Source organism: Fructilactobacillus sp. X3R2C1 (genome assembly GCF_059901235.1).
This window is the reverse complement of the sequence record NZ_JBWXVA010000003.1, coordinates 167153-181286: the sequence shown is the minus strand read 5'-3', so window position 1 is coordinate 181286 and position 14134 is coordinate 167153. Positions and strand designations below refer to the sequence as shown.

At 39.0% G+C, this 14134-nt stretch carries 12 protein-coding genes; 8 read left to right on the top strand and 4 right to left on the bottom strand.

The window, feature by feature from the left end; translation table 11 throughout:
• Positions 1-101: 101 nt before the first annotated feature.
• Positions 102-1577, bottom strand: a complete 1476-nt coding sequence (zwf, locus tag AC6UDB_RS04740) for a glucose-6-phosphate dehydrogenase (protein ID WP_500709276.1) — start codon at positions 1575-1577, stop codon at positions 102-104.
• Positions 1578-2286: 709 nt separating this feature from the next.
• On the opposite strand from zwf, the gene apf reads away from it, so the two are divergent.
• From apf to AC6UDB_RS04700, 8 genes are all read left to right on the top strand, one after another.
• On the top strand, positions 2287-3114 hold the full coding sequence (gene apf / locus AC6UDB_RS04735; protein WP_500709275.1) for an aggregation-promoting factor: 828 nt from the start codon (positions 2287-2289) through the stop codon (positions 3112-3114).
• Between the two features lie 326 nt (positions 3115-3440).
• Complete coding sequence (locus tag AC6UDB_RS04730; protein WP_500695857.1) at positions 3441-4115, top strand: WxL domain-containing protein; 675 nt, start codon at positions 3441-3443, stop codon at positions 4113-4115.
• A gap of 96 nt (positions 4116-4211) precedes the next feature.
• Positions 4212-5300 carry a DUF916 domain-containing protein gene (locus AC6UDB_RS04725; protein ID WP_500709274.1) on the top strand — a complete coding sequence of 363 codons (1089 nt, stop codon included), beginning with the start codon at positions 4212-4214 and terminating at the stop codon, positions 5298-5300.
• Between the two features lie 20 nt (positions 5301-5320).
• Positions 5321-5722: an LPXTG cell wall anchor domain-containing protein gene (locus AC6UDB_RS04720; RefSeq protein WP_500709273.1), complete on the top strand. Its 402-nt coding sequence runs from the start codon at positions 5321-5323 to the stop codon at positions 5720-5722.
• A 46-nt stretch (positions 5723-5768) separates the two neighbouring features.
• The gene (locus tag AC6UDB_RS04715; RefSeq protein ID WP_500699568.1) at positions 5769-6698 is read left to right on the top strand and encodes a WxL protein host-binding domain-containing protein; all 930 of its coding nucleotides are present in this window, start codon (positions 5769-5771) and stop codon (positions 6696-6698) included.
• Positions 6699-6782: 84 nt separating this feature from the next.
• Positions 6783-9152: a hypothetical protein gene (locus tag AC6UDB_RS04710; protein WP_500709272.1), complete on the top strand. Its 2370-nt coding sequence runs from the start codon at positions 6783-6785 to the stop codon at positions 9150-9152.
• Between the two features lie 192 nt (positions 9153-9344).
• Positions 9345-10130: a TMEM175 family protein gene (locus tag AC6UDB_RS04705; protein WP_500694117.1), complete on the top strand. Its 786-nt coding sequence runs from the start codon at positions 9345-9347 to the stop codon at positions 10128-10130.
• A 133-nt stretch (positions 10131-10263) separates the two neighbouring features.
• A complete protein-coding gene (locus tag AC6UDB_RS04700) occupies positions 10264-10644 on the top strand; it encodes a hypothetical protein (RefSeq protein ID WP_500697005.1) in 381 nt (126 codons plus the stop codon).
• A gap of 71 nt (positions 10645-10715) precedes the next feature.
• Here AC6UDB_RS04700 and AC6UDB_RS04695 read toward each other — a convergent pair whose 3' ends face one another.
• The 3 genes from AC6UDB_RS04695 to AC6UDB_RS04685 form a co-directional block, all read right to left on the bottom strand.
• On the bottom strand, positions 10716-12302 hold the full coding sequence (locus AC6UDB_RS04695; protein WP_500709271.1) for an L-lactate permease: 1587 nt from the start codon (positions 12300-12302) through the stop codon (positions 10716-10718).
• 161 nt (positions 12303-12463) lie between these two features.
• Positions 12464-13492 (bottom strand): zinc-binding alcohol dehydrogenase family protein, encoded by a 1029-nt coding sequence (locus AC6UDB_RS04690; RefSeq protein WP_500709291.1) that lies wholly within the window; start codon positions 13490-13492, stop codon positions 12464-12466.
• A 129-nt stretch (positions 13493-13621) separates the two neighbouring features.
• Positions 13622-13969: a winged helix-turn-helix transcriptional regulator gene (locus tag AC6UDB_RS04685; protein ID WP_500695850.1), complete on the bottom strand. Its 348-nt coding sequence runs from the start codon at positions 13967-13969 to the stop codon at positions 13622-13624.
• Positions 13970-14134: the final 165 nt, after the last annotated feature.

The following is a 14134-nucleotide window of genomic DNA, read 5'->3' as shown; positions in this document are numbered from 1 at the left end:
ACCTTCCTTTTCGAATATATATGTTAATTCATTACACTAGTAGTTTACCATTTCACATTAGAATTGTGAAATAGAAACTTCAAATTTTGTAAGCACTTTCTTTACTTTTCAGCAGGGAAGTACCAACTGTGACCATCTCGAGCTAATAACTCGTCTGCTGCCTTTGGTCCCATTGAACCTGGTTCGTAGTTAGGAAAATCAGGTTTGGTTTCGTCCCAGTACTTCTGAATGGGGTCAACATACTTCCAAGCGGCGGCAACTTCTGGCCAGCTTGCAAAGTTGGTGTGATCACCATTTAAGATGTCATGGAAAAGACGCTCGTATGGTTGAGGAACTTCTGAAGCCCGAGCATCATTTTGTAGGTAACTAAGGTCGATGGTTTCGGTATGGAAACCTTGTTTGGAATCCTTGACGTTGACTCTCAGTGTAATTCCACCGCGAGGGTCAATTAAAATTGAGAGGACGTTGGTTTTAAGAGTATCTGGCAAACCGGCTTTACTGAAGATGTTGTTAATGTCTTTTTTGAAGACAATATCAACTCTAGTGGCTTTGGTTTTTAACTTCTTACCAGTTCGAACGTAGAAAGGAGTGCCCTCCCATCTAGAAAGATTGTAAGTTACTTTTCCGGCAACAAAGGTATCATTATTAGAATCGTGTGGAACGTCTGGCTCGTCACGGTAGGCGGCTGAACCACTACCAGCTCCATATTGACCACGAACAAAGTTCTCTTTGACACCATCAGTATCATAGAAGTTCATACTTTCAAGGGTTTTGACCTTGGTAGCACGAACGTCAGTATCAACAAATGATTCTGGCTTATCCATTGCAAGGAGGGTCATGATTTGCATGGTATGGTTTTGAATCATATCACGTAAAGCACCAGCTGTGTCGTAATATCCGGCACGGTCTTCTACGCCAAGTTTTTCGGATAGGGTGATCTGGACGTTATCGATGTAGTTGTGGTTCCAAACGGCATCGATGATGGGGTTACCGAATCGAATAACTGGGATACTTTGAACCATTTCTTTGCCTAAATAATGATCGATGCGAAAGATTTGGTCTTCCTTAAACGCAGCGGTTAATTCATCATTTAATTTTTCAGCAGATTCATAGTCTCGACCGAATGGTTTTTCAATTACCAAGCGGTTAAAGCCGCCATTGTCTGAAAGAACGTGTTGTTCCTTCAGATTTTTAGCAACGATTCCAAAGAATCTTGGGGCCATTGAAACATAAAAGATCCGATTACCATTAAGTTCGTATTTCTTGTCAAGTTCGTCGGCTAATTTACTCAAGGCCTGATAATGTTCCACGTTGGTAACATCATGAGATCTGAAGTAAAAATGACTAGCAAACTCTTCAGCTTGTTCTTGATTATCTGCTTCTGACGAGATGGAATCCAAAACCATTTTTTGAAATTCCTCATCGGTGTGGGGTCGTCTAGCTAACCCAAGCAGTGCAAAATGATTGTCAATACTGCCCTTTTTGTAAAGTTCAAATAAGGCTGGATATAACTTTCGCAAAGCAAGGTCACCAGTGCCACCGAAAAGCATGAATAATGCACGGTTAGCAGTTGCCATTAATACTCACTCCTTTTAATAATTATAGTTATTCGTATACAAGACCAATTATATAACACTACTGCTACCAAAAAAAGTGGTTTATTCCTTATCGTTCCATATATGAAAGCGCTATCTAAAGTATCCCTAACTTGACGCATTTCTTCATTATAAATAGTTCAAAATAATTTTTTGATTGCCAAATTGGTACAGGTCATAAAGTAGCTGGCCGTAAAAAAGGGCTGATAATTTAAATGACATAAAAAAGTTTTCTACCATATTAATATGGTTTTAGTAATTAAAAATAAGATGGTAGTGAGAAATTCAAAACTGAGGATGAATCTGACAATCGATACATTAATATAGTAGAAACTGGTCAAAAACGGAAAAATTAGGTTGAATTAACCTAAAAACATGGTTGTCAAACTTTTTTTGGAGTAATTTTGCAGAAATTGAAGGGGGTATATGGCAAAAAAAGAGCAAAAATTACAAAATGACACAGAAAACACTCAATAATCCGGTGATTTTTAGGGTTATGTTGCAAAACATGTTACTTATGTTACAAAATAACAAAAATCGGCGATTTTTTTAAACACTGTGTTATTTGTGTGTAATGTTTTCCGTTTAGTATATACATTGTTGATTGATACAGGAGATCAACGAATTTAAAAAACAGAAAACCGGAAAACGAAAATTAGTTAAGAAATTTAGATTAGGAGTGATTATTATTATGAAGTCAAAAAGTATCAAGGCCGTAGTTTTATCAAGTGCCGCAGCATTAGGTTTATTAGCAGTAGGTGCTAACACCACCCATGCTTCAACAAACGTTACAGTTAAATCAGGTGACACTGTTTCAGAAATTGCTCAACAATACAAAGTTTCTACTAACCAAATCGCCAAAGCCAACCATTTACAAAATGTTGACCAAATCTCAGTTGGACAAAGATTAGTAATCCCAACTGGTGTTACTGTTCCAAATGCTGTATCACAACCAGCACAAACTACTGGTTACCAAGCACCAAAGACTACTCCAGCTGTTAAAGCTCCAGTTGCTAAGGTTGCACAACCTGTACAACAACCAGTTGCTGCTCAACCAGCACCAAAGGCTCAAGTACAAGCCCCAGCCCCAGCTGCACCAAAAGCTCAAGCTCCTGTACAACAAGCAGCTCCACAGCAACAAGCTAATACTCAATCAACCCAAGCACCAAAGGCTAATGTACAAGCATCAGCTCAAAAGAGTACTCCAGCTCCAGCAGCACCACGAACTAACCAAAGAACTTACGCTGTACAAACTAACACTGTTAAACCAGCTAACGTTAACTACTCAAGCAACGGTGGTGATGATGCAGCCAAAGCTTGGATCACTGCACGTGAATCAGGTGGTTCATACACTGCTTCAAATGGTAACTACTACGGTAAGTACCAATTATCTAAGTCATACTTAAATGGTGACTACTCAGCTGCTAACCAAGATCGAGTTGCTAACCAATACGTAACTTCACGTTATGGTTCATGGTCAGGTGCCCAATCATTCTGGCAATCACACGGTTGGTACTAAGATAATTTATACTAACTAATTAATAAGAATTAATTGAAGTCACGGTGATCGAAAGGTCACCGTGATTTTTTTAGCTTGAAAAATAATCAATTTATAAGTTATACTAATAGTAGACTTTTGCATGAAGCCAGGATTCTATTAGGATATTGTGAAAAGAAGTGGGTGTTGTGAAATTTTTCCTATTTTTATTGCACAAGGATTTTATTCTATGGTATAATGTCTTTGTGAAAGATGTTATTAGATTGCGTGTCTGTGGTGCTTTATCACCATTACAAACATACAATTTATTAGCAATAAAATAATATATTTTTTGGAGGTAGTTTTTTATGGAAGCAAATATTGGTAAGAAATTAGTTTTAGGTGTGGCATCATTAGCAGCCGTTTTAGGTTTGTCAATGGCCGTTGGTAATGTTAATGCAAATGCCGATGCTGTAAATGGCGACACTAGCTCAACTCCTAATGACACTACTGGTTCAGTATCAGAAAAGTCAAATGCTCACGTTCAAGTAAGAACCGGATACTTAACTTTATCAGAAGTTCCAGATTTAAACTTCGGTGAAGCAGCTAACAACCCTAACCCACAATTCGGGATTCCGTTGCATGATAACCAAACCGGTAATGGTAAGCCACAATTAGTGGTTGTTGATGGTCGTGCCGTTAAAGACCAACCAAATGGTGCTGGTTGGAGTGTCTCAGCTGCTTTAGGTCAATTTAATGATCAACCTGGTAATGGTTGGGGTGTTCAATTAAATCAAACCGCTTATAAAAATAGTACTGGCAGTACCGCTGAAGTTAATACTCCATTGCTTCAAGCCGGATCTAACAATTCTACCCAAGTTCTTTCAGCTAATGCTGGTCAAGGTTTAGGATCAACTTCAGTTAACTACTCAAAGAGTACTGACGCTAGTTTGAACATGCCAGCTAACGTTACTCCAGCTGATTACAACGCACAAATTACTTGGACTCTTAACGCACAAGGCCCACAAAACCCAACTAACTAATAGTTCTCTTTACGGGTGTGTATTGTATAACCAAGAAGACAGACCACGTACGGTTTGTCTTCTTTTTAGTAAATTAGAAAATTAATTAAGTAGGACGTGATTGTAATTTTATCAAGGTTGAAGAAATTCTGGTTACCGTTTTTACTTGTCGTTGCAACCATTCTTTTGATGATTCCGATACTTGGAACCTTAAAAACAAATGCAGCCCAAGGTCCATCAATTGCGGTTAAACCGAATTACACTAAGAATCAAATTAAGCAAGATGGTGTGATCTTTGTTCAAACCAAGCCGGGTCAAACCCAACAAATTAGTTTGAGCATCGTTAATTTATCCAAGTCACCCCAGTCCTTTAGCATTGAACCAACAACTGCTTTTACTTCCGGTGGTGGTGCCATTGCGCTCAATCCGACTAATAAGTTTCCAACTGATAAAACTTTGAAGTATAAATTCAAGGATTTAGTCCAAGGAGACAAGAAGCAGACGATTAACTTAGCTCCTAATAAGGGAACCAACGTTAACTTTAACGTAAAAGCTCCTGACAAGACCTATCAAGGTGTCATCATGGGTGGACTGTACGTTAGTCCACAATTACCACCTTCTGCAGCTAAGTTAAGGGGAGTCAGCGTTAATAATAAGTTTGCTTTAGCAATGCCCGTCTATCTTCGTGACAACACTAATCAAACCATTAAACCAAAGCTTACGGCTCAAGGCATTAAACCGGGGAAGGTAGCTAGTGAACCGGTGATTTATACCAAGTTGGCAAACGAAAAGCCCACGACGGTTAGTCAAATGCATTTAAAAGACAAGATTTACCGAAAGAGTAATCCAAAGAAAGTCTTGAGTAAGGCCAACCAGAGTGGCTTAAGTATGGCGCCTAATTCCAACTTTAATTTTATGAATAATTTTGGCAAAAATGCGTTGTTACCCGGTAATTATCATTTGAGTTTGCAGGCTTCAGACATTAACGGAAACAAGTGGGATATTGAAAAAGATTTCCATATTTCAATTGCTCAGGCAGCAATTAATAATGCTAATAAAAACTGGTGGTGGATCATCCTATTGATTATCTTGTTAATCTTAATCTTGATCTTATGCTACGTTTTGTACCGTCAACACAAAAAACAAAAGGATTTGATTGCCGCACAGCAAGCAGAACTTGATAAAAGAAACGATCAATCTAAATAACTAGGTTGGGAGATGTACAAATGCGAATACAATGTTCTAAGTTTTTAAGGATGGTACTGTTAACTGGATTAACTATTTTAATAGCCGTTGGGTTAGAAGCGAATGCAGCTTCGTTTGCGAAGAGTGAATCTAATTCAAATACCACAATTCGAATTGGTAGAAACGTAACTCCAGCACCCAATGGACAGGGTGGTCAACCTGAAGATATGTCTAATAAAACCCCAGGTCCCTCTGAATCAGAAGGCACTAAAATTCCGCCAACCATTGCTGTTAGTGGAGAGCAACAAGGTACGTTACCTCAAACAGGACAAATGCTTCAATGGGGCACAATGGTAGCCGGAGTGATTTTTCTCTTTATCGCTTTTCTGATTATATTAAACCGTCATTTCATTAAAAAATTAGAATTGAAGAATTCGAAATAAAATTCAAATGCGAAAACTAATTAAAATTATAATTTTAGTTGGAGTTTTGTTGATTGAACTGTTTGTGCCAATGACTTCCCAGGCCAATTCGGATGATTATCCGTCATTTTCTGCCACGCCAGTTTTGGGTGGACTTCCACTTCAAAAGGGCAAAGAGTATTTTGCGATTCAAGCTAAACCGAATCGGGAATACCAGCTTCCGCTTCTTTTGAAAAATCATGGAGACCGTCCCATTAAAATTAGGTTAACGCTGAATAATGCAACGACCACGTCGAGTGGCAGTATTTCATACGCTAATCCAAGCGTGCTTAAAAATGATCAGAATTCGGTTTCTAGACAAGTTGTTGGAAAACTTAAAAGAGAAGTGAATTTGGCTCCGGATGCAAGTAAGGTAGTCAATTACCAAATCAGGACAAATTCACGAGTTATGGGAACAGAACTTGCTGGCATCACTGCTACTGGAGTGGTTCCTTCCGTTTCAAACGAGAAGGTTAACAGTTTAGCCAGTTACGTTATTGGAGTTTCGTTAAGTGGACAGGATGGATTGAAATTAGATCGTTTAAAAATTTCAAACATTGAGAGTGGAAATTATGATGGATTAAATGCGTTTAAAGTTACGATTAAGAATAATTACCCACAGCTGATTCAACATGCGAGGGTGCGAGTCAAAGTTTTTCATAACGAAAAATTGGATACGATAAAGGAATATTCGGATGTCAGTATTGCCCCGAATACTCCTTTGGTGTGGACAATTCCCTATCAAAAATTGCAGCCTGGTAGGTATCGGATGGATATTATGATCCATTCTGACAAGCAAACGGTTCGATTGCACAAGACGTTTACCCCACTAAAGTTATCAAACCAAGTAGAGTCATACGTACCGGTTTTAATTGCGGTATTTTTGACCATCGAAATTTGGATTATTTTTTGGATTTGTCGGATGTTCTATCACAAAAAGAAAAATAAAAAGAATTGAGAAAAAATGAGAATAAAAAGAGAAGTACTTTATAAGCTATTAATAGGAGTGGTTTGTACTGCTGTATTTATGATTTGTGGCGCAATGATGAGTGTTAGGGCGGATCCAGATAATCCGTATAACATTCCTGCACCACCAGAATCAGGTCCGTCAATGGATGAATTTATGTTTGCTGGGATTCAACCGAATGAAAGCGTTCAAAAAAGATATCCCAACGTTCAGGTGGTAACTGATAATACTGGTGATGATCATTCTGCTCAAACCATGTGGTGGAAGAACCAAGTTGATTTACAAAAACCGTTTACAATTAAGTTTTACGTTTATATGAAAAACCCGAAAAAAGTTAAAACATTAGCTGATGGACTGACCTTTACCCTGCAAAATGACAATCCAAATGCCATCGGATCATCGGGTGAATCACTCGGTTCATACGGAAATGTCCGAACCGCTTCAAAGGCAATTGACAATGATCATGTTAATCCTAAAAAGGCATATTTGAGGACCCAATTTATTCATAATGCTTTATCGTTTGAGTTTGATCCATACTACAACGGAGATTATAGTGACCATAAATTGCCGCGAAAGATTCCACATACGGCGTTCATTTACCCAAATGAATTCACTGGTCCATTTGACTGGCACGATAAAGATCATATTGGAATCAATCACCATGATTATAGTCAGACGCCATCTTTAACGGCTAATCAGGGAACATGGATCCCGGTGACTTATAAGTGGATGCCTAATGACTGGCAACCAGATAGTAACGCCAGGTCGGATCATGCCACCGCAACCGTTACTTATAATGATCCCAAGTCTGGTCACTCAATTGACGGAATTGATCAGCATACCACTACTGAAAATGTTCCTTTGAGCCAATTTCAAGGTGACTACGCATGGTGGGGATTTACTGGTGCAACTGGTGCGTTGAACATGGTCAGTGCCATTGCCAATACCGAAATTCCTCAGATTCCTGGAGTTAAAAAATTAGTTTGTGATTTAAGTGCACTTCAACGTGAGGGGAAGTATAAGGATATTAATCCCTATGATAGTGATACCGGTGCCGCAAATGACATGATTAAGGAAATCGATCCAAGTGAATTTAAGGACCTCGTCACTAACGCTAAGGTTGGAGACGTGATGCTTTATAAGGTCGACACCTATAACTACAAAGATAATGGTTTAGGAAATACCTGGGATAACGTTAAGGTTACGGATGACATGACCAATCTAGGGATGCGTGGTCTGGACGATAACGATCAAATCGTGGCGGAATACCCCAACGGAATTGAACCCATCGACGATGATGGGAAACCTGACTCGGTTGGATTTCGAACGATTATTACTGATCCAGATCCTAATACTAAGCAGAATACGGTAACCGCTAAGGGAAGTAACTTTACGGCACCGGATGACGGAGTGGTTAAGTCAAGTCAGGCGACCGTCGAAATGTCGAATAACCCGTACGACAACGTTAAACCACGGGTTATTTTACAAAACCAGATGTCAAATGACGGTGGTAATACTTGGACCAATAATCTGACCGACGTCAAAGACGGAAGTGAGGTTCAGTACAAGATTTCCCTTCATAACATGATTGAAGGCACGCAGTTTAAAGATGGTTCGTATTCATTTGTGGTTCCAAGTATTAAAGACATCAAGAACATTGATGTTAACGGAGAACCAATTAGTAATAGTGATTATACGGTAAGTGACACCACCGATTATGAGATTAGTGGGAAAGACTCCAACTCTAACTTTAAGAACGCTAAGAAGATTACGATTAAGAATCTTCCAGACATGAATGGTCGAGAGGTAACTAATATTACCGCTGACCTTCAGCTTGGGGACAATAATCCTGATAATATGAGTTCAATCCCTGAATTGACGGGAACCGATCGCAACCAGGATTCACTTAAGTTTCAAGGACGAAAAGAGACCTATAATTTCTACAATGGATCGGTTGTTTTGAATCAACCGCAGGATTTAGACTACGGCTTTCAAAATGACTACTTCTTTAAGGATCAGTACATGCAACCAAGAAACCTTGGCAAGAAAAAGACCCCGATTGACATCAACAAAGGGTACGAGGTTGCTAGTTTAACCGATGATCGTCGTGTTAAGAGTCCGTACAGTGTCTGGCTCTCTCAGGAGAATACTCCTGAAAATCCACATGAGATTGGGAGGCCCGGGTCACCATTTTCACTGGCTTACTTTGCCTTAAACAGCAAGCAACCAACCATTTTGAATCCAGGAACTGGCAACGTCCAGGTTTACAACTATCCTGGAAAAAAGGAAGATGGTAAGATTACGACTCCAATTAAATGGAATGCTAATCAAGGACTTGATTTAAGGATGAACCAGAGTGGAAGTGCCGTCGGTAGTACCGGGGGATATGACGCTACGCTTAACTGGAGCATCAAGTATGGTTCAAAAGATAGTGGAACACCATAAAGACGGTTAATCAGTGATCGCGGTTATGATATGTTTTGCCAAATGAAAGGCTATCAAGTACTTGATAGCCTTTTTGGTTGTAGATAAATTTAATCATGAAGTTGGTAATTGTGAAACGCTTTTTTGATGTGTTTAAAATCTCCATAATGGCGTGCTATAATTAGCGTAAATCTATCAAAGTGAGGAAACGTTATGGGTGAAATCAAGAAAAAAATGAAAGATCGACTTGATGCCTTCAGTGACGCCATTATTGCCATCATTATTACCGTGATGGTGTTGGAACTGCCGATTGAGAAAATGGGTGGAAACGTTGAGTATCTGGTTCTATTTCGTGCCATTGGAATCTATGCCGTTAGTTTTTGTTTTGTTGGGAACTTGTGGTACCAGCATGCTCAAGTATTCAACGATACCGAAAAAGTCGCCAACAAGACGGTTGTCATGGACCTGGTGTTCCTCTTTTTCATGTCGTTAATTCCAACTTTTACAAAGCTTATGACCGACGATACATCGCAAATCACGGTGATGCTTTATGGCACTCTTTCACTAATTTTATTGGTGGTCTTTCGCATTATTGTGTCGCAAATTGCGGAAGTCAAGTATCGAAAGCACTCCAAGCAACATGAAGTTTTCAACTATATTTTTGCCAGAAACTTTAACTATTCAATTGCGGCGTACGTCATTTTGATTATTTTGGCGTTTTTCTTTCCTAGAATTGCTTTGACTTTATTTATCATTATCCCAATTTGGTCGTTTATTGAAAACAGCCACGAGCACGGGACCTTGAACTTGGCTAATCAAGGAATGGAAGAGGGCCAGGTTAATTTAACTGAGTCGGTTAAAAATTTGACAGCTGATCAGAAAAAATCCTTAAAAGCCAAGTTAGCTTCGACGATTAAGGCGTCAAAGGGTACTGATGATGAGAAAGAAAAGCATGAGATTTGGACCCAGTTTGCCAAGTGGGCCGCTGATCAGAGGTAAAACTTAAAGCATTGCTATAAAATATTTTTAGGGATTGATGTTAATGAACAAACGATGTCAGTCCCTTTTTCTTTAACATTTTTCTTTCAAAGTTAAATATATGTTAAAATTTATCTAAAGGTAGGTGTTAAATATGAAGAAAAACGCATTTACTAGTCGTATCAGTTTACTGTGGACGGCCATGGCTATGATTTTATTTGGCACTAGTGTGGTTGAAGGCATCCAAGAGATTATCTATGGTTTTCCCATTGGTTTCATTGACTGGATTTTAATTATTTTAAGTGCCCTCTGTATCATTATTTGGGCTGTCACTTTATTTATTAAGAATCCAGCAATGGAGATTGCGGGTGAAATTACTCCAAAGCAACGTATTTGGGGTGGGATTGTGACCCTGCTGGTGTTTCTTTTGGTAATAATTGGAATTTCTCATCTTTCCGTCATGTGGACTGATTTAATCCTGATTCTAGGGTTTATTGGCTTTTTACTTAACGAAGTATGGACGTTTAAAGATTAAAAATTTTGATAATTAAATCTGAAAAAAATCCATTCCAAAATTAGTTGGGATGGATTTTTGTTTACCTATAATTATTTGAATATGAAGATGGAGATAATGAGAAAAAAGAGATAAGCGGCTGCTGGAATGGCAGTCTTCCGCATTACCGTCCCCTCTTGTCCCTTCAGTCCAACTACGCCACTCACGGAAACAATGTTGTAGACACAAATCATGTTTCCAACCGCGGCGCCGATGACCTGACCGGCGAGGATGAGAAATTTATCTAAGCCAGCGTCCATGGCGACATCAGCCTGAATTGATGAGAAAGTCAAGGTGGAGACGGTCGTGCTTCCGGTGACAAATGATCCAACCGCACCTAGGATTGGTGCGATTGCTAACCAGACGCCATGCAGGTGAGTAGCCATAAACGATGCCAAGTAACCGGGCATGCTGTCTAATTTGGCGCCGTTAAAATTGGTGTTAGTAAAGACTTGGACCATGATTAAAGTCACAATTAAGGTCAGAAGCGTGGTCTTCATTGATTTCACCACGTCCCACGCTTCGTGTGAAAACGAACGAAATGATTCTTCACGAAGCAGAACCGTTAGTAGGGCAACAATCAAGAGGACGGTTCCCGGTGAAGCTAAAAGGAGCCAGCTCGAGTCAATTGCCTTAAAGCCAAGAATGTTGGTTAATGATAGGTTGACGTGGCTGTTTAACCAGTTATGGACCGGTTTGACGAGTTTAGGGATTACTAATAGAACGACTACGAGGACGTATGGTAACCATGCTCTAATTAGTGAAATATCGGTTCGGGGCTCTTTGATGGTTACTTTTTCGGACTGCTGCCATGGATTTTTCTTAACATCCCTTGGTAGTAAGATGTTGAACTTAATACTTAAGATGGCAAAAATCAGCGCAATGATTGGGCTGATAACGGATGTTAATTCGTATCCCAGTAATAATTGACTGATAATGGTTGAAGTCGAGTAGATTAAACCAATGGCAAGACACCATGGAGTAACCTGTAAAACTGATTTGAAGCGGTGCTTGGTGTATTGGTTGGGAAGTAGGAAAACCAGCATCACGATTAGGATCAGCGGAACCAGGGTCCCACTGATTAACTCGAGGTTAGCAATCTTTAACCCGACTTTTCCCATCTCAGCCGTACTAACGGTGTTACTTAGACCAACCGTTAGCGGGGTCCCGACGGCTCCAAACGAGGCGGCCGTTGAGTCGGCGACAAGGGCCAAAACGATTGAAGATAGGGGCTTAAATCCCAGAGCGATTAGCAGTGGTGCGGTGACCATGGCGGGAGCTCCAAAACCAGAAACGCCTTCGATTAGAGAACCAAACAGAAAGACAATCAGGATGGCTTGTAGGCGCATGTCGGTGGTTAAATTGGTAAAGCCAGCGTTGATTCGATCCACTGATCCGGTGTATTCCAGTGCTCTTAGTAATAACAGTGCCCCAAGGAGGATCCAAGCAATCGTCAGACTTTTGTGGACTCCCTGAATGGCTGAAGCTGCCAGAGCTTTCATTGGCATTTTCCAGACCAATAAACTAGCTAAAATAACAAGTATTGCCGTTACACTCATTCCCTTTAAAGCTGGCATGTTTAAAAAGCCCAGCAGAATTATTGGGACTAGTATCGGAAACATTGAAACTAATAATTCCATATAATGTTTTCTCCTCTTAGTGTTTTGCGGTAAAGATGTCTTATAACTATTATACATTAGTTAGAAGCTTCAAGCGAAGCGGGTTATTTTCAAGGAGTTTTGGAAATAAAAAAAGCTAATCTTTAGTGATTAGCCTTTTATGGCACAAATCAATTATTTGATTATCGTTTTACAACAACCTTCCCCATCATTTGATGGAACTCCACCATACTGGTTGCTTTACGAAGATTTTTGGCAGAAATGGGACTAATTGTTTTAGTGAGGGTACTTTTAATTTTTCCCTCATCAAGTAGTTTTCCAATTTTATCCAGGATTATGTGTTGTGTAATCATGTTGGGAGTTTGGTACCATGATTTTTCATACATCCATTCCCAACCAAATCTTACCATCCGTGATTTTAATGGACTAAAGTTTAAATTTCTACCTGATCCAGTGGTGGATGCAATGTTTCCGGTTGGACCAATTAATTTTGTGATGGTTGACCAATAAGCATCAAGATTTGCTAATTCCAAAATATAATCAACGTGCTTAAACCCTAAATCATGAACCTGGTCAACAATGTTATCGTGATAGTCAACAACATGATCAGTTCCATGCTGTAATTCCCATTGCTTAGTCGTTTCGTTTCCTGCAGTTGCAATGACGTTCAAATTTGCCAGATGCGCTAATTGTGTTGCTACCGAACCAACGCCACCAGATCCATTAATGACTAAAATAGATTTTGACGAGTTGCCCTCTGTATCATTAATATCGATATCCATTTGTTCAAACATTGCTTCCCATGCCGTTATACTGGTTAGTGGCATCGCAGCAATTTCTTCAATACTTAGTTTTTTGGGTGCATGACCCACTATTCTTTCGTCGACTAATTGATACTCACTGTCACTTCCAGGTCGTTTATACGATCCAGCATAAAAAACTTTATCACCAGTTTTAAAAATGCTCGTCTCTGCTCCAGTTGTAACGACAGTTCCGTAAGCGTCCCATCCCATTATCTTAGGATGAGCAAGTTGCTTTCGTTGGGCGCGTCTAGTATAAACATCAACAGGATTCACCGATACAGCCTCTACCTTAACCAATAAATCGTGAGGTTTAGGGGTAGGGACTTCTGTACTAAATTCAAATAGACTGTCTGGATTTTTAATTGATAAATATTTAGTAAAGCCAATTGCCTTCATGTTCTTTTTCATCATCTATCTAATCTCCTTATTTAAGTTACTGTTAATTTTAAGGAGAAAATGATGCTTTACAATAATGTAATTTTTGTTACTAGGTTACAAGATTTTCACTAGATAATTAGATTACTGTGGTTGAAGCTTTTATCTCTGATCGTCGTTGATTGAATTATACAGTTTTCCCCATTTTTCCATTTCATCAATAACCGGTTTTAGTGATTCACCAAATTTAGTGATTTTGTATTCTGTTTTTGGTGGAACGACAGGATAGACCTTCTTTTCAATGATATTATCGTTTTCTAGTTCCTTTAATTGTAGCGCCAGCATACGTTTTGAGCAGCCGTTGATCTGCTTATTTAAATAATTAAATCTAACTACTTTACTTTTAAATAAGTGATACAAAATAACACTTTTCCATTTGCCAGAGATTATTTGTAATGTACTTTCAACTGGGCAGCCTTCTTGACAATTATATAAATGTCTATTGCTCATGACTTTTACTTCTCTCTTTATTTTGATCAAAATATCATTGAAGTTGTCTACACACCTAGTATACGCTATATCTTTGGATAACTTTGTGTTCTTATTGAATGTAATGAATTTAAATTAAAGTATTATTTACTAATAAAAAATGAGACGCCCTCACCAAAGGGACGT